We start from the raw sequence: 15,908 nt of genomic DNA, 5'->3' as shown, positions 1-15,908 counted from the left end.
GCTCATGAATCGTAAAAAGCTGTTGCAGTGGCTGCCTATAGCCCTGTTCGCCCTTGTGTTGTTCACGCCCCTGCGCACCCCGGTACTGGGTGGCATCCAGCGCGGCCTGCTGGCCACGGGCCTGTGGAAAGCGGACGTGCCGGCCGCGGTGGCGGCACCTGCTGCCACGCCCGTTTCCGCCACGGGCACCAATGCTTACCCCCATAATCTGCCCCTGCTCACCCTCGATGGCAAACACGTCAATCTAAGCGAGCTGAAAGGCAAGGTGGTATTCGTGAACCTGTGGGCCAGCTGGTGTCCGCCCTGCGTGGCCGAGATGCCCGGCATTCACGCCCTCTATAAGAAGATGGACCCCAGGAAGGTGGCTTTCGTGATGATTTCACTCGACGAAAACCCCGCCAAGGCCCAGGCCATGCTCAAGCGCCAGGGCTACACCTTCCCGGTGTACTTTCCCGCCGGCCCGCTCGCGCCACCCTTTGATTCCAATTCGATTCCCTCCACCGTCATTCTGGACCCGGACGGGCAGGTGGCCGCCCGCCACGACGGCATGGCCGAGTACGACACGCCCGAGTTCAGGGCGGCCCTGGACGATCTGGCCAAGCAGGTGAAAATGTAGCTGTTTGCCGCGCGCGACCTGCCCCAAACCGGGCAGCTTCCTGTGGGAGGCTGCCCGGTTTGCGGTAGCAGGTGCAGGCCGGGCGTTGAAAGTGGGTACTTTATCCCGGAATTTCCTTTCCCGTTAAGGACGGCTCGCGCATCCCCTGGGTATTTCCCTGCCAATGACTACCCCGCTCCTGATCATTCTCATCGGCTTCCTGATCTTTCTGGGCCATTACCTGGCCCAGCTCTTCCAGCGCACCAAAGTACCCGACGTCGTGGGGCTGCTGCTGGTAGGCATGCTGCTGGGGCCGGTGTTTCATTTGATTGATCCCAGCGCGTTTGGCCGGGCGGGGCGGGTATTCACCAATCTGGTGCTGGTGTTTATCCTGTTTGAGAGCGGACTGGAAGTGCGCTTCGAGCAGCTGCGCTCGGCGCTGCGGGGCACGGTGCTGCTGACGACGCTCAACTTCGTGGTCACGGCGCTGGTGGTGTCGGCGCTGGCCCAATGGCTGACCGACCTGGACTTTCTGAGCTGCCTGATTCTGGGCACCATCCTGGGCGGCACGTCCTCGGCCGTGGTGACGACGCTGGCCCGGCAGGTCACTATTTTGCCCCAGACGGCTACCACGCTGGTCATGGAATCGGCGTTTAGTGACGTGTACACGCTGGGCATTCCCATTGCCCTGATCAGCTTCTATACCAGTTCCTCGTTCAATGTAGTTACGCTGGCCGGCCAGCTGGTGCTGGCGCTGGTGGGCGCGCTGCTGGCCGGGACCGGCGGCGGCTACCTCTGGCTGGCGCTGCTCAACCGGGTGCCTACGCTGCTGAAAACCCGGTTTTCCACCCCGGCTTTTGCCTTCATCCTGTACGGCGTGGTGGAGCTGCTGCAATTCAGCGGGCCGATTGCGGTGCTGTTTTTTGGCATTGCGGTGGGCAATCTGCCGTTGCTGCGGCGCGGCTGGCTGCGGGCGGTCCTGCCCGCGCGTACGGTGGAGCTGACGAGAGTGGAAAAGGACTTTTTCGCGGAAATCGTGTTTCTGCTGCGCACGTTCTTTTTCGTCTACGTGGGGCTATCCATTGTGCTCGATGACCCGTGGCTGATTGCGCTGGGGGTATCGATGGCCCTGGTGCTGTTCCTGGTCCGGATTCCGGTGGTGCTGGCCGCCGCTGACCGCCAGACGCCCCAGTTCGATATGGCCCTGATGAGCATCATGATTCCCAAGGGGCTGGGGGCAGCCGTGCTGGCCACGCTGCCGGCTCAGCGCGGGCTGCCGGGCGGGGCCGTCATCCAGACCATCACCTTTGCCGTCATCGTGGCTACCACAGTCGGCTGCACGGCCCTGTTTTTCCTGCTCGACAAAGGACGCATCCTGGGCTTCTACCAGCTGTTTTTCAGGCCGCCCCGCCCCGTGGATGCGCCAGCGCCTGATGGCAGGTCGGATGCTGGCGCGTAACAGTCTGCCGCGGAGCGCCGGGCTCGGCCCCGGAAGCGAAGGAAGACGACCCGGACGCTTAGTCTTTGCGTAGTCGGGGTAGCAGCATGGGAACCCGCGTCTGGTAGTGGGTGTAGGCTTGGCCAAAGTGATGGCGCAGCTTCCGCTCTTCCAGCCGGACCCCGACCAGCACGTAAAGCGCCGAACAGGCCACGCTTATCAGGTGGGGCAGGGTAGGCGCTACCAGCAGGTACCCAGCCAGGGCCAGCAGCAGTCCCGTGTAAAGCGGGTGCCGCATCCGGGCGTTGAGCCCTGATGTGTTCAGGTCGGTGCTGACAGGTAAGTTCCCAGGCCGCAGGTAGCCCCAGCCGCCAAATTCGGCTAGGTTATAGCCCCGCAAGGCCAGCAGGCCGAGTCCCGTCCCGCCCAGTAGCAGCGCATAGCCAGTAATCAGCAGACCGGACCGTTGCTCCCAGAGGGCAGTGGCGGGCCGCTGTTGCTGATAGAAGAGCAGGCCGGCAAGCAGTACCGCGGCTAGCACGTTATAGGCCAGGCGATAGTAGCGGGTGAATAGGGGCCAGCGGGCGGCCACGGCTGCTTTGACGCTGGTGGCTGCCAGCACGCTGTGCAAGGTGTAGTAGGCCAGCCAGCCGAGCAGCAGCAGCATTATAGTTTGAGAAAGAGTGCAGTAAGAAGCCCTAAGATAATACCCGGCCGCGAAGACTTGTTGAACGGAGCTGGCGTTCAGCCGCCGCCAGCAGCTAAACTGAATTGGCCCGGCAGTCAGATCACGCCAAGGTACCAGGGAGAAGCCTGATAAGAACAAAAGGGAAAAAGCTAATCACTGTGCCATAAATAAGCTAAAAAAGCATTAATAAATAAGCTAAAAAAGCAACTATAAGGAGTGCCTTTACGTTTAATAAGCATAAGCAACGCACCTGAAACCATCTGGTAGTCATGGCTATAACGCCTCTTTTCCCTGCTTGTGCGCTCCTGGTATCTGCGGCTCGTCGGAACCTGCGCGAAGTGCTCAATCATCCCGCCTTCAGCCCGGAGCGCCGCCAGAAGGCCGAGCCGCTGCTCAGCGCCTGTACCGATGCCACTCAACTGCTGCGCTGGAAGCTGCTGGCCCTGCAGGAAAGCGAGGCCTGGGAAGATGCCCAGCTGGCCCGCGAGGTCCGGGAGCTCGGCCCGGCTGCCCACCCCGATTACCTCTACTAACGCTTTTCTCACCACTTACCCCGCCTTTGGTTTATGAAAAATGCCCCCGTTGCCGCCCCCCGCACCGATGTGTATGACATCATCACCAACCGGATTATCCTGGCCCTGGAAAGCGGCGTAGCCCCGTGGAAACAGTCGTGGAACGCGGAACGCGGCGCGCCCCGCAACTACCGCAGCCAGCACGTGTATCAAGGCATTAATGCCCTGCTGCTGGCCATGCTCCAGCATGAGCAACCCTATTACCTGACCTACAACCAGGCCCGCGAGCTGGGTGGCCAGGTGCGCAAGGGCGAGAAGGGTATGCCCGTGGTATTCTTCAAGGTATCGAAGAAGGAAGATGCCCAAGGCAAGGAGAAAAAGGTGGCCATTCTGCAGTATTCCACCGTTTTCAACATTGCCCAGATTGACGGGGTGGAGTGGAAGCTGCCCGAGCCGGTGCAGCGCGTGCACACGCCCCAGCAGGCCGCCGAGCAGATTGTAACTGGGTATGCCGGTGGCCCCCGCATCCGCTACGCCGGCAGTGAGCCCCACTACCGCACCAGCACCGACACGGTAACCGTGCCCGAGCCGGCGAACTTCCACACGCCCGAGGATTTTTATACGACCCTGTTTCACGAGCTGGCCCACTCCACCGGCCACGCCCGGCGCCTTGACCGGGCCACGCTCACGGAAAAGGCCGCTTTCGGTAGCGAAACCTACGCCAAGGAAGAATTGGTGGCCGAGCTGGGCGCCGCCTTCCTCAGCAACGCCGCCGGCCTGAACCTGGCCGTAACGGAACCCAGCAACGCCGCCTACCTGGCCAATTGGCTGCAGGCCCTGCGCAATGATAAGCGCCTGATTATTTCCGCCGCCAGCCAGGCCCAGAAGGCTGCTAACCACATTCTGGGCATTGTGCCTAGCTACGAAGCCGGCAGCGCCGAAGCCCTGCCCGAAGCGGCCTGATAGGGGAGAGGGTACCGGCTGGCAATAAGTCAGCCGGCACCCTGGCGCGCCAACAAAAGGAAAATACCCGGCCCCGGCATCAGCCGTCAAGGGGGCCGCCATGTCACCACGTACCATTCACTAGTCCATTATGTCAACTACTGCCGCTTCCGCCGCCCGTCAGCCCACTCTTAGCCCCACTGCCTGGGTGGGGGAGCCGCAAGCCTGCCCGGCGTGGGTAGGGTATCCCACTTTGGCGGGCTTACCGGCCGGGCTGCAGTGGTCCGGCCGTGGCGAGGTGCCGCCCATCGGTGCCCGCGTGCACATCTACCTGAATGGCTTCGGACCGGCCGAGGTGAAAGCTTACTTTCACGCCGAGGGCTTTCTAGGCGTGGTGTGTGCTCCCGAGGTGCTTCCCGCCTGGTTTCAGCGGCAGTGCCCCGGCGTCACGCTGGGCCACTGCTTCGGCCGGGAGCTGGAGCCCTACCAGCCCGCGCCGGCGCCGGTTGTCGGCAGTCCCGATGACTGGATACCGGACTATCCGCCGCAGGATGAAGAGTAAGCTGGGGCTAAGTGCCGCCCCCGGGCGGTACCGACCAAATGCCCAGGGCCAAGGTTATGGCTCTTTCCCTTTTGTACCAAACTTTTAACCAAGGCCACCATTGTGGCGACGCCAGCGCGCAGCCCAAGCCTTAGCGCAAGCCCACCATCTTGAGAAACAACCCGCCCGGGTTCTTGTCGGCCTTCACTTTACCGGTTTTGTGCTTGTAGCAGAAGGAGAAGAGGGCATTTAGCTTCTTGGCATCCCCCAGAATCTGGCTCACCAGTTTTGGGTCCCGGATTTCCAGCTCTTCCAGGTTCTGCAGGGCCCGGCGCTGCTTTTCTTCTTCAGCCCCGTCCTCGAAGGGAATGGGCAGTTGCTGGGGCACCTGGTCGTTGACGAAGAACTTGATGCTTTGGTAAGAGCGCCCCTTCTTAATCAGCTCGTAGTTGATGCGTAGGTCAGTGTGCTCGTTGATCTGGTTGGTGGCCACGTCGAGCACGTACTTCTGCAGGGCGGAAATCTTCTCGTACTGCTCCGGCTCCTGGCCCTTGGGGTCCTTGAGCGAGAGCATGATCTTGAACTCGTCTAGGGTGAAGGTTTTGGTTTCCCCGATGTCCTTCCACTGCGAGGCAATCTGGTAGATGCGCTTGGCGTACTTGCTCGACAAACTGAATACCGACTGCAGGCGGTAGGACGTGAAGTTGTTCTTCAAATCAATCAGGTAGCGCCGCATGCGCTCCGAGATTTCCAGCTCGATGATTCCCTCGCCCTTGATGTAGAGAGCCGAAGCCAGCAGACCCACCTGCAGCACGTGCTTGTTGTCCTCGATGTGGTACTCACGGCTGCGCAGGTTAGAGGTAGCTTCCAGCAGGCGCTGATAGTTCCAGACCCGGCCCGTTAGCTGCTCCAGCTCCTTAACCCGGATGCGGTAGATGGTACCGGCTTTGTCTTCCTTGCGCAGCACCGACAAAAGCGAGAAGACAATGTCCATCTCGCAGGCGCTCATCTCGTAGCGCGCCGTGGTGATGGCATTGTGCTGCCGGATTTCCAGGAAGGAAGTTTCAGAAGTGGCCGGAACGCTCATGGGGAGGGGGACAAGTAGCTTCTACAGCCAAATATAAGCAACTTGCAGCAGTTAAAAGGAAGCCTTCCCTACTGTTCTATCCTTTCGCTTACCATCTCTATCCCTTCGACTTACGAAAGCTATCCTTTCACTTACCATTTCTATCCTTTCGCTTACCATTTCTATCTTTCTCGCTTACGAAAGCTATCCTTTCACTTACCATTTCTATCCTTAAGAGGGCATAAGATATAGAAGATCAATTACTTGTGAACCCTGCAAATAGAGTAAATACTTGACAAATAAAAAAAAATCACAAAGTTGTTGATGTCTGAATTTCAAAAGGCTTTTAGGGGGTACAAAACGGGGAGGGCGAGACAAGAAGACAACAAGACAGAAGGCATATTCTAGCACAAAACGGAATTGCACTATTTAAAGAAAAATTTTACTTTTTATTGCCTGTAAGGCCTGTATGCTATACAGCAGTAGGCCTGAAGATAGTATAAAAACGGCCTTCAGGCTATGCTAGAGCCATTTTACCTGATTCTGCTGCTACTAGAGCACCAGAAGAAATTACAGTTTTATGGCATAGCGGCCGGCAAAGCTGGTCGGCGATTAGTAACTGGTTAGCGAAAGGATAGAAATTGTTTGGCTAATCGGGTTTCCGGATGCGCGAAAGGATAGAAATGGTAAGCCAGACCAGCCGGACTTCGCCGAAAGGATAGAAATGGTAAGCGTTTCCAGTACCTGAGGGCACTATTCCTGTCAGACTAGGGCTAAAGGGGCCGCGACACATCCTTGTTTGACTTACCATTTCTATCCTTTCGGCTTCTCCTGGATGCTGGGAAATAACCCTAAAAACTGCTTCAATTAGCTGGAAACGTTTGTTTACCAAGGACAATATGCGGTTTGCACTGCCGGACCATGCCTCACGTCAGTGGAGAAGCTAGAGCATGAAGCCGGAGAGTTGACTTACAAAAACTATCCTTTCGCTAATCGGCAGCTACCTTTTTGCTACTGACTCACTGGCCGAAGTGGGCGGTGATCGGGTAGGGGGAAGAACCAACTCTATGGTTGACTGCTTCCTGCCAGCCGCCAGGGAGACGGGCATCAGGGCAGCAGTAGCCAATGGAAAAACCACGTATTATAAGTTGGAAACCGAGGGAGAAACGCCACCTCTTATGCGATAATTGCGCCGGGCCGTAATTATGCCAATTTAGCTTCTTTCTTTTACAGCATGAAGACCCCTACAACCGCGCCGCTTACCGTTCAGGTGCTGCCCTTGGAACGCGAGCAGCCCCGTAAAGTGCCCGTGGCCTGCCGCTCGCTGGCGGAGCTGATTCATTCGCTGGGTACCCGCAAGGAGGTATCGGAGGCCTGGAAAGTGGTGCCGCGCACCCTGGCCCTGCGCATGCAGCGGCCCGAAACCGCTACCCTGGAAGAGCTCCAGCGTCTGGCCGAGCTAGCCAAGCTAGACCTGCCCACCGTGTTTGAACTGGCCTACTACCAGATGCAGCATCCCGTAGCGGTGCCGGCGCCGCAGCTGGGGCGCCCCAAGCAGCAGCACTGAGGCGCGACCTGGCACTCATTGGTCTTCTGGAGAGTACGCGTGGAGCCGTTCGCGTAGTCGTGGTGCATTTCGCGGCTAACTTTTTACCATTCGTCCTTTTTTCGCCCCGGGCCTGCCCGCAGTTGGTAGCTTCGTAGTGTTCACCGGGTTGCGAAGGCACCGGAAATTATAGGCCAACAGTTGGGTCTAGATGCTGCGCAGGCCGCCGCGACGACTACCCCGACCCGCTTACTCCTGAACCCACATGGAAGCAGAATGCTTGGTAGTAGCCCCGCTGCCCTTCCCCGACTTACAGCTGACCGTGTCCTACGCCGAGGCGCTTTGCTACGCGCAGGGGCGGTTGAAAATGCTGGGCAACGGGGGCTTGAAGCCCTTTTGCGCGGCGCATCAGCTCACGTACCCCAACATCATCAACCTGAAAAACGGCAAGCTCAAACGCGAGGAGCCGCGCCTGCTCCAGCGGCTGCTGAGCTGCCTGGCGGTGCCCACCGAGCTGTTGCAGTACCCACCGGCCAGTAAGACGCCGTGCTTTCTGCTGCCGGATGCCGAAGCCCTGGCCACGTTTCGCGCCCAGCTGCAGTTTCTGGCAAATGCCGAATAGGCCTCCAGTGGGAGCCTTTCGGCCAGTAAAAACGTTACTTACAGTGTACTCACGCGCTTAATCAGTCCCATTATGCAAGAGCCCATCACCTTTTCCGAGCGGGAGAAAACCCCGGCCCAGCGGCAGGAGCTAATCGATAATGCCCGGGCCTGGAGCGTGGCGCAGGGAGCCGTGCCCAGTGTCCGGGCGGAAGCGCTGTATGCCCGCTACGTGGCAGGGGAGCTGACCCTGCAAGGCGTCACCGAGGAGTTGCGGCGCCAGGATGCCCCCCGCGTAGCAGCGGCAGCCGCCCAGGCTACTTCCGGAACTAGTAGCACCCCTACTATCACTCCGCGCCGCGCGGAAATGCAGCCGGAGCAGGACTTTCTGACCTAAGGCCCGCCTGGAACATCGAAACCCGTCCGGGCTGAACCCGGACGGGTTATTTTTTACTAGACCAGCAGCTTGTGGCTATTCAGGACGGATTCTTCAACGCCCGCGACCAGATTATCTACAATCGGCTGGGCATTACCAACGCCGAGCAGCTGCGCCAGGTAGAAGCGGACTATTCCATTCCGATCATGGCCCAATTGCTGGCGGGCACGTTGGAGATACCCGGCCAGTTCAACGCCGCGCACCTGAAGCAGATCCACCACACCCTGTTTCAGGACGTGTATGACTGGGCCGGCCAAACCCGGGCCCACGGACCCGAAGGGCCTTTTCAGGGGCAGAAACCGGCCTTCGTGCTCAATCCGCAGGGCGACATGATGCGGTACGCGCCCTACGCGCAGCTCGACCAGCGGCTGGATGCTATTGGCGCCCAACTGCAACAGGAAAATACCCTACGAGGCTTAAGCCCGGCGCAGTTCGCTGAACGTACAGCATACTACTTCGACCAGTACAATCATGCGCACACCTTCCGCGAGGGCAACGGGCGCACGATTCAGGGAGTACTGGCCGTGCTGGGCCGGCAGGCCGGGTACCAGGTCGAATTAAGGCCGGCCGCGGCTGCTCAGCTCAACAACGCGCGCGACTTAGCTATCATCCGGCCCCACGGGCCCGGGCAGCCGGCGAAGAATCTGGAACCGCTGACTTTACTCCTACGCTCGGGTATTACCCCACTACCGGGCCCGGAAGCCGCCCACTGGCGCGACCCCAGCCAGGCGCGGCCGCTGGCTGGGCCCACGCCCGATATGCAGCGCATGGAAGCGCAGCGGGTACTGCAGGCTAGTGCGTATATCATCGGGGGAGCCCTACGGGATATTGACCGGGGCGATACTACGCGCGGTAATCAACTGCTACAACAGATGAGCCAGGTATTAAATGGCCAGGCTACGGCCGCTGAGCAAGGAAATAGCATTCAGCAGGCAGCCCTGGAAGTCTCCAAGCACCCAGTGCTTAAACAGGAAACCGCGCTCATGGTGCACGCGGTTGCGTTAGCGCAGAGTGTGCAGCAGCTAGTGAAGCTAGAGCAGCCACAACGAACCTTTAAGGAGCAAAAAGTACCGCTGGTAAAACGACGCAGTCCGAAATTATAAGCCAGTACCGTTTTGTAAAGCGTAGTACCTTTAAGACTGATCACGCAACATTACTCAAGATGAAGCAGCCCCAATACACATTGGCTGATCTCAAAGTGGGCAACCACGTCAGATTCAAGAGAAATGGGATTACTGACTGCGACCTTTACTGGACCGTAATTGGGTTTTATGGAGGTATGGTGCGGGTTAAAATCAAAGAAATGGGTTGTGACGATGAGATATTTATTGATGTTGCTGATATAAAACAGGTATTAGATGTAAATGACACACGCTATATCAAGAAGCCTTAAGCCAACAACATGAAGCACAGGTTAGTGGACAAGCAGTCTTTGGGAAACGGAAACTGGCGGGTAATCATTGAACTACTGCCAGACACTCCTGCTGAAGCTAAAGCAATCAGACAGGTGGAATTGATTGAAGCTAGTGAGGAAGAGAGGTCCTTGGTAGAGAATTACCTGTTCTTCAATCTTGGATTGGGAAATTACTCTGTCGTGGAGCTTCTAAAACAGAAAAATCGCCACGTTGCACTACGGATCGTGATGTGAATACTGGGTACATACCCTTTTTTGTGGTATGACAATGATTATCCAACCATTAGAAGGTGTTCATTCGCGTAATGTATATCGAATATATAAATGCTTGTTTGGTAATAACTTGTGTTAAATGACGGTGGGCTGATTGCCCGCCCGCGTAGGCATTTGGATTTGGATGCGAATGTGTTCGTGACCTCCTCCCAATTGCTGGACCGGCCCGCAGTAGAGAATCAGGCGTTCTGAAGCTCGACAGTAGTGGCTGCCGCCATGACCTGATCGGGCGTTAAATTCTGCAACGAGCTGTGTGGTCGGAAGCTGTTATACTCCTGCCGCCACTGCTCGATTTTCTCCTGCGCGTCAGTCAGCGACAGGAACCAGTGTACGTTCAGGCACTCGTCCCGAAAACTACCGTTGAACGACTCAATATACGGGTTGTCCGTCGGTTTGCCGGGCCGCGAGAAGTCCAGCGTGACCCGCTGCTCATAGGCCCATTTATCCAGCGCTTTACTGATAAACTCGCTGCCGTTATCGACCTGGATGCGCTCAGGTACGACGCCCCGCGTTTGCTGCAGGCGGCTCATCACAGCCACCACGTCTTCGCCTTTCAGCGACTGCCCAGCCTGAAGGGCCAGACACTGGCGACTAAAGTTATCGACTATCGTTAAGGCGCGAATCTTGCGCCCATCGAAGAGCTGATCAGCCACAACATCCATGCTCCAGCTCTGGTGCGGCCGCTGCAATTCGACCCGCTCCAGCCGGTGCGCCGCGGCCCGGCTGCGCTTGGGACGTTTGCTACGTAAATGCAGCCCTTCCAGGCAGTAGAGGCGGTGGACGCGCTTATGATTGTCCGGCCAGCCTTCTCGTCGCAGCAATGTGAACAGGCGCTGGCAGCCGTAGCGCACCCGGATCTGGGCTAGCTCCCGCAACCGCCGGCGCAGCACCGTGTCGTCCCGCCCGTGCGGTCGGTAGTACCAGCTCGAGCGCTGCAGCGATACGACCTGGCAGGCCCGACGGGTCGAGATGCGGTAGGCGTCGATCAGGTGGTGAGCCGCGTGTCGACGCTGCACGGGCTTCAGAACTTTTTTTTCAGTACGTCCTGCAGCATCTGCTTGTCCAGGCTCAGGTCGGCCACCAGCTGCTTGAGGTGCAAATTCTCTTCTTCCAACTGCTTCAACCGGCGCAACTCAGGCACCCCTAGCCCGCCGTATTTCTTCTTCCAATTGTAGTAGGTCGCCTCGCTGATGCCCATCTTCCGGCACACCTCCGCAACGGCCACGCCGGTGTCGGCCTGACGCAAGGCAAACACGATCTGGGCCTCGGTGAATTTTGTCTTTTTCATGGCACGTGTCTCTTGATTTTAAGATACAACAAGGGCCTGATTTCTCTACTTTACAGCGGTCCGGTTTTGTGGGAGGACGTCAATTCGCTGTGCCATACCCCCAAATTACGCCACCAATGCATAACAGGCTCTAGTGCTTTATGATTTGATGCAGTGATGGAAAATTGCAATGAGTTCGTAATATTGCTGCACCCTTGAGCTGCCTTCGGCTATCTTAAGTTTCGCCCCTCAGGTCCGCTTTACACGGCTTTGCAACGAGAGTACCCATTCCAACCCTTGTAAAAGCCTCTCAAACTGCCAAATTAAGTCGCTTTTCCTGCATTCGCTCGATGGTCAGTCTGGAATGGTTCATCGCGCCCATGCTGCTCAATGGTGGTGGCAACGCCCACCACCGGTTCACAATTCTCCGTTGCCACAGCGGTCCCAAGCGATATTCAGCTTGCCGAGAAAGCTGCAGCATCTTAATTGCGTTCGGTATAGTGTCCGATGGATTGGTAGCTGCTGCCCGCAGCGTTGATGGGTGCGCACGCCTAGCTTTGCTTAACCGCCATACTCACTGTTCCATTTTACCGAAGCCCGATTGCCATTGTGTTAAACGAATGCATGCATGGTTTAACCACCAGCCAACTAAGCTTCTCACCACTGCTGAACCGATAGGCATTTACAAGTTACCGTAAGGAGACTATAATAACATAACACTCGATGGTCGGCAAGTTGCCTTGCGCGTGCGGCCTCAGCGAACGCGTTCTGATTCCTTTGCAAACGGCTTGCACAACCGAGCGTGGAACTCATATGGGAAACGTGCGCATCGCCACGCAAATTACACGCGGAGACATCTCCCCGCCGCTAATTACCCGTTGCTAACGGCTTAGGTTTCTTCCTGCTCACAATCCATTTCCTTCCTTATGATAAAAAAACTACTAACCTGGACCCTATTACTATACTCGGCGGCACTACAAGCTCAGATTCCAGTCACCAGTTTTCCGGGAGAGCCCGCTAGTTTGCAAAGTCCTAATGCGGCTGGTTTAGGCATGTACGGTGAAGTGCCGGTGTCGTTGTTCTCCGGACTGCCCAGCATTGAGGTTCCCATTCATACCCTATCCGAAGGCAACATCAGCGTACCTGTCTCTTTATCCTATCACGCCAGTGGCTTTCGCCCTGACGTTCATCCTGGGTGGGTTGGATTGGGCTGGACGTTGAACGCAGGCGGGGCGATCACCCGCATTGTCAAAGATCAAATGGATGAATTTGACGAAGTGGGAGATCCGCACTTTACGCAGGCAGGCTTTTATTACAACGCCAACCGCATTTTGGGCTGCAGCAACGTACCACCTTGCGATTATGATCAGGCGACTAAGCAACAATTGATCGACATTGCCCTAGGTGAGTCGATACGTGACACCGAACCTGATGAGTTCAACTTTAGTTTTTTGGGAATTAGTGGTTCATTCTATTTGGATGCAACATCACCAACCAAACAATGGAAGGTTAAAAGTGACCAGCCGTTGAAGGTGACGGTCGAAGCGACAGACCCAATGCTGGACATACCGTTTACCGGGCCCTTGTACACCCGCTATGTCTCCGGCGGCCGTTCGTATCCCCGTTCCTTTAAGGGCTTTACCATTACCGATGGGGCAGGCACGCAATACATCTTTGGCGGCAGCGCCAACGCTATCGAATACAGTATTGGTTTGTTCAACCAGAACACTGACGTATGGGTAGCTAATTCTTGGCATCTTACTCGGGTTATCGATAAAAATGGGCGGATAATCAATTTCAATTACAGTGCTGGCCCCTATGTAACTCAATTGTACTTGTCCGCCAACATAAATATCCGTTCCAATGAAGTGAAAGTTCCTATTCTGCAACTCTTCGGCTATACCTTAGCGTCTGATTCATATGCTTGCAATAATTCATTATCAGGAACTCAGCTTTATACCAACATAGCAGGCAATTGCGGCGGCAAGCTGATTCGCCCCGTGTATTTGACTTCTATTTCTGGAGCAAATGGCAGCATTGGGTTTTTGCGGACTGATTCAGATGAACTACCTTACGAAAGCCGCTTTTACGACTACAATTACACCCAAGTGTTTGGCAAATGGTACAGCACTGTACAGCCGGGGCGGGTGGGCTACATGCCTTTCGTGCAGGGTGATTATTATTTTAATATCAAACAGCCCTCATCAACTGCCGACAATTATCCAAACTTTATGCCACGCATTAAGTGGCAAAAGCTTAGCACTATATCGATTTATCGCAACGGATTAGCTCCGCAGTATTTCCATTTGAGTTACAATAACCGAACTGACGAACGCTTGATGCTTCGCTCAATTCAGGAAACCGGGACGTCAGGCGAACCAAAGCCAGCCTATGAATTCTCCTACAACATTAATAATGGTATATATGGTAGCCTCCCCCCTTATTTGTCAACGAAGACGGACCATTGGGGCTTCTTTAACAATCGCTCGTCATCCTTTATTCACCCTAGTCATCAACACCCCAGTATTATCTCCACTCAGAGTTACAACCCAAATTATTTCACAGAAAGAGAGCCAGCGAATAATGTCCCTGCCGTTTCCCTGCTCGGTATGCTTTCGCAGATAAAATACCCGACTGGTGGAATAACCCAATTTGAATTCGAACAGCATACTTACCAAAAGGAACTAACCGAGGAAAGAACGCTAGCCCCCACGCTCAACACGCCCAAAGCAGCAGGTGGCGTGCGACTTAAAAAGGTGACCAGCTATTCACCAGATCGCCCAAACGAGCGATTGGAGAAGCGCTATTTCTATGTACGGGGCTATAATTCGAAGGTGGTAAATCCACAGACCTTGCCATCGAGTGGGGTCCTAGGGGGGGCCACGCGCTACGAGTTTTCCAATGTCTGCCAAGAAGGATTCGATGGGTTAAACGGGACAACGTTCAATTATTGTAACACCCGGTTTTCGTCCCAAAGCGTGTTACCCGAGAGCAGTAACAGCAGAGGGTCCCACATCGGCTACAGCGAAGTGGCCGAAGTGCTAGGCGACGGCAGTTACAAGATCTATTCATACAGTAATTTTGATACCGGCAATTTTGATCAAACGGCGTGGGTAAGCGTAGGCACGCAGACCGCCTACGAACCCTATTCTTCCACCGAGGAAGAACGCGGAAAACTGCTCCGGGAGGCATCTTATACCAACACCGATTTGCCCGTGAGAATACGGGAATTAACTTACACAGCTGTTAACAAAGCCAATGAGAGTGTGCGCGCGCTACGCGCCGCAGCGTTCAGTAGCTGCACTCGGCACGCTATTCTTTACGAAATCACTCCTTATAAGCTGTACACGTATTCTTACCTGCCCACTGGTGAAACCATTACCGAGTTTGACTCTTACGGCAGAACTGCTGTTACGACCAGAAAAACCAATCAATACAACAATTATCGCTTGCTGTCTGGGCAAACTACCATTGATAGCAAGGGCCAGCAGTTAGGCACGTACTACGGCTACCCATTTGATTTCTCTTACCCAGCTGGTGCACCTGCAGACAAAGAAAACTACGCGATGAAAGCGCTACTGGAGCGCTTCATCGTTGGCGCACCCGTGCATACGTTCTCGTACCGCAACGGACAATTCACCAATGCTACCCTGCAAACGTACAAAATGGTGGGTTCCATACCCCAGCCCTACCGGTATTACGCCACCGAGGAAGAACGCCCCCGAACTAACGTCACCCAGCTCCCCTTTAGGACAATGGGGTATGACTGGCCTCAATTTACAAACGCGAACGGCGTCCCTGTGCTTGATGCCGGCTTGAAGCTCAAAGCAGAATTCACAGCTTACGATGCCTTGGGGAACGTGCTTGGCACCCAAACTCCGGGCAACGTCACTAAAGCATACCGTTGGGGCTATAATCAACTGCTACCTACCGCGCTTATTTCCCAAACCTCAACCGATCAAGTTATTTACCACAATTTCGAGGATAACCAAACAGGTTGGGGGCCCAATTTGGCCACTGATTTCAGCCTTCGTCATACTGGCCGGCGTTCAGCCCGCTTCACGAACCACGGCTCTGGGGCAATGTTTGAGTTTGGGCCGGAGAAAGTTGTTCTTCCCACCGCAACGGCTACTCGCAAGTTTGTTTTTTCCTGTTGGGTATACAGCGACGGCCCGCGTGCACAACTCTTTCTATTTATGAAGCGCCGCGGTGGTGCCGATCTGTATGCTGACTCATACATCGACTTCGTACAAACGCCCGGTACGACCAGCGGCAAATGGGTTTTTTTGCAAAAAGAAGTGGACGTCACCACCGACGTGGGCGAATTGATTATTCGCCCCGGCCTTTTTAGGTCAGCAGGAGTTGCCGGAACAAACGTGTGGATTGACGACATCCGCGTTCATGCAAGTGACGCCCGCATGGAAACTTACACATACGATCCGATGGTCGGGGTAACGAGCGTGTCCAACGCTAACAACCAAGCCACCATTTATGAATACGACGGGCTAATGCGCCTGCGGGTCATCAAAGACCACCAGGGCAACATTGTCAAACAGTACGACTACCGCTACAAGCAGTAAGTCGCTAGCC

15 protein-coding genes are annotated in these 15,908 nt (G+C 55.8%); 12 read left to right on the top strand and 3 right to left on the bottom strand.

All coding sequences use genetic code 11. The features are described from left to right. The first annotated feature begins 4 nt into the window (after positions 1–4). Positions 5–616 (top strand): TlpA family protein disulfide reductase, encoded by a 612-nt coding sequence (locus KLP40_RS18130; protein ID WP_215595247.1) that lies wholly within the window; start codon positions 5–7, stop codon positions 614–616. Positions 617–779: 163 nt separating this feature from the next. Continuing rightward, on the top strand, positions 780–2,054 hold the full coding sequence (locus KLP40_RS18125) for a cation:proton antiporter domain-containing protein (RefSeq protein ID WP_215595246.1): 1,275 nt from the start codon (positions 780–782) through the stop codon (positions 2,052–2,054). 58 nt (positions 2,055–2,112) lie between these two features. On the opposite strand, the gene KLP40_RS18120 is transcribed toward KLP40_RS18125, so the two are convergent. Next, entirely contained in the window at positions 2,113–2,700 is a 588-nt protein-coding gene (locus tag KLP40_RS18120; RefSeq protein ID WP_215595245.1) for a methyltransferase family protein, read from the bottom strand. 359 nt (positions 2,701–3,059) lie between these two features. Between KLP40_RS18120 and KLP40_RS18115 the strand changes: the two genes are divergently transcribed. From KLP40_RS18115 to KLP40_RS18105, 3 genes are all read left to right on the top strand, one after another. Beyond that, the gene (locus tag KLP40_RS18115; RefSeq protein WP_215595244.1) at positions 3,060–3,254 is read left to right on the top strand and encodes a hypothetical protein; all 195 of its coding nucleotides are present in this window, start codon (positions 3,060–3,062) and stop codon (positions 3,252–3,254) included. 33 nt (positions 3,255–3,287) lie between these two features. After that, positions 3,288–4,196 carry an ArdC family protein gene (locus tag KLP40_RS18110; protein WP_215595243.1) on the top strand — a complete coding sequence of 303 codons (909 nt, stop codon included), beginning with the start codon at positions 3,288–3,290 and terminating at the stop codon, positions 4,194–4,196. Between the two features lie 130 nt (positions 4,197–4,326). Continuing rightward, entirely contained in the window at positions 4,327–4,737 is a 411-nt protein-coding gene (locus tag KLP40_RS18105; protein WP_215595242.1) for a hypothetical protein, read from the top strand. A gap of 130 nt (positions 4,738–4,867) precedes the next feature. On the opposite strand, the gene KLP40_RS18100 is transcribed toward KLP40_RS18105, so the two are convergent. Further along, the gene (locus KLP40_RS18100) at positions 4,868–5,803 is read right to left on the bottom strand and encodes a replication initiation protein (RefSeq protein ID WP_215595241.1); all 936 of its coding nucleotides are present in this window, start codon (positions 5,801–5,803) and stop codon (positions 4,868–4,870) included. A 1,213-nt stretch (positions 5,804–7,016) separates the two neighbouring features. Here KLP40_RS18100 and KLP40_RS18095 point away from each other — a divergent pair. From KLP40_RS18095 to KLP40_RS18070, 6 genes are all read left to right on the top strand, one after another. After that, on the top strand, positions 7,017–7,349 hold the full coding sequence (locus tag KLP40_RS18095) for a hypothetical protein (protein ID WP_215595240.1): 333 nt from the start codon (positions 7,017–7,019) through the stop codon (positions 7,347–7,349). A 244-nt stretch (positions 7,350–7,593) separates the two neighbouring features. Further along, positions 7,594–7,950 carry a hypothetical protein gene (locus tag KLP40_RS18090; protein WP_215595239.1) on the top strand — a complete coding sequence of 119 codons (357 nt, stop codon included), beginning with the start codon at positions 7,594–7,596 and terminating at the stop codon, positions 7,948–7,950. A 72-nt stretch (positions 7,951–8,022) separates the two neighbouring features. Beyond that, entirely contained in the window at positions 8,023–8,325 is a 303-nt protein-coding gene (locus tag KLP40_RS18085) for an antitoxin VbhA family protein (RefSeq protein WP_215595238.1), read from the top strand. 71 nt (positions 8,326–8,396) lie between these two features. Continuing rightward, positions 8,397–9,467 carry a Fic/DOC family protein gene (locus KLP40_RS18080; RefSeq protein WP_215595237.1) on the top strand — a complete coding sequence of 357 codons (1,071 nt, stop codon included), beginning with the start codon at positions 8,397–8,399 and terminating at the stop codon, positions 9,465–9,467. Positions 9,468–9,526: 59 nt separating this feature from the next. Further along, positions 9,527–9,757, top strand: coding sequence for a hypothetical protein (locus KLP40_RS18075; RefSeq protein ID WP_215595236.1), 231 nt, complete (start codon positions 9,527–9,529; stop codon positions 9,755–9,757). Between the two features lie 9 nt (positions 9,758–9,766). Further along, entirely contained in the window at positions 9,767–10,012 is a 246-nt protein-coding gene (locus KLP40_RS18070) for a hypothetical protein (protein ID WP_215595235.1), read from the top strand. A 218-nt stretch (positions 10,013–10,230) separates the two neighbouring features. Here the strand turns inward: KLP40_RS18070 and KLP40_RS18065 are convergent. Then, positions 10,231–11,339, bottom strand: a protein-coding gene (locus tag KLP40_RS18065) for an IS3 family transposase (protein WP_215595234.1) whose coding sequence is annotated in 2 segments (ribosomal slippage) — positions 10,231–11,084 and positions 11,084–11,339 — 1,110 coding nt in all. Because the reading frame shifts where the segments join, the coding sequence is not laid out codon by codon here. A gap of 905 nt (positions 11,340–12,244) precedes the next feature. Between KLP40_RS18065 and KLP40_RS18060 the strand changes: the two genes are divergently transcribed. Then, the gene (locus KLP40_RS18060) at positions 12,245–15,898 is read left to right on the top strand and encodes an RHS repeat domain-containing protein (protein WP_215595233.1); all 3,654 of its coding nucleotides are present in this window, start codon (positions 12,245–12,247) and stop codon (positions 15,896–15,898) included. Positions 15,899–15,908: the final 10 nt, after the last annotated feature.

This window comes from Hymenobacter piscis (genome assembly GCF_018760735.1).
GTDB lineage: Bacteria > Bacteroidota > Bacteroidia > Cytophagales > Hymenobacteraceae > Hymenobacter > Hymenobacter piscis.
Note: the sequence above shows the minus strand (reverse complement) of the source record. Positions and strands in the feature narration are given on the sequence as shown.

Excerpts from the sequence above, each read along its gene's own strand:
- KLP40_RS18130 (WP_215595247.1), top strand. The coding sequence starts at position 5 with ATGAATCGTAAAAAGCTGTTGCAGTGGCTGCCTATAGCCCTGTTCGCC.
- KLP40_RS18125 (WP_215595246.1), top strand. The coding sequence starts at position 780 with ATGACTACCCCGCTCCTGATCATTCTCATCGGCTTCCTGATCTTTCTG.
- KLP40_RS18120 (WP_215595245.1), bottom strand. The coding sequence starts at position 2,700 with ATGCTGCTGCTGCTCGGCTGGCTGGCCTACTACACCTTGCACAGCGTG.
- KLP40_RS18110 (WP_215595243.1), top strand. The coding sequence starts at position 3,288 with ATGAAAAATGCCCCCGTTGCCGCCCCCCGCACCGATGTGTATGACATC.
- KLP40_RS18105 (WP_215595242.1), top strand. The coding sequence starts at position 4,327 with ATGTCAACTACTGCCGCTTCCGCCGCCCGTCAGCCCACTCTTAGCCCC.
- KLP40_RS18100 (WP_215595241.1), bottom strand. The coding sequence starts at position 5,803 with ATGAGCGTTCCGGCCACTTCTGAAACTTCCTTCCTGGAAATCCGGCAG.
- KLP40_RS18095 (WP_215595240.1), top strand. The coding sequence starts at position 7,017 with ATGAAGACCCCTACAACCGCGCCGCTTACCGTTCAGGTGCTGCCCTTG.
- KLP40_RS18090 (WP_215595239.1), top strand. The coding sequence starts at position 7,594 with ATGGAAGCAGAATGCTTGGTAGTAGCCCCGCTGCCCTTCCCCGACTTA.
- KLP40_RS18085 (WP_215595238.1), top strand. The coding sequence starts at position 8,023 with ATGCAAGAGCCCATCACCTTTTCCGAGCGGGAGAAAACCCCGGCCCAG.
- KLP40_RS18075 (WP_215595236.1), top strand. The coding sequence starts at position 9,527 with ATGAAGCAGCCCCAATACACATTGGCTGATCTCAAAGTGGGCAACCAC.
- KLP40_RS18070 (WP_215595235.1), top strand. The coding sequence starts at position 9,767 with ATGAAGCACAGGTTAGTGGACAAGCAGTCTTTGGGAAACGGAAACTGG.
- KLP40_RS18060 (WP_215595233.1), top strand. The coding sequence starts at position 12,245 with ATGATAAAAAAACTACTAACCTGGACCCTATTACTATACTCGGCGGCA.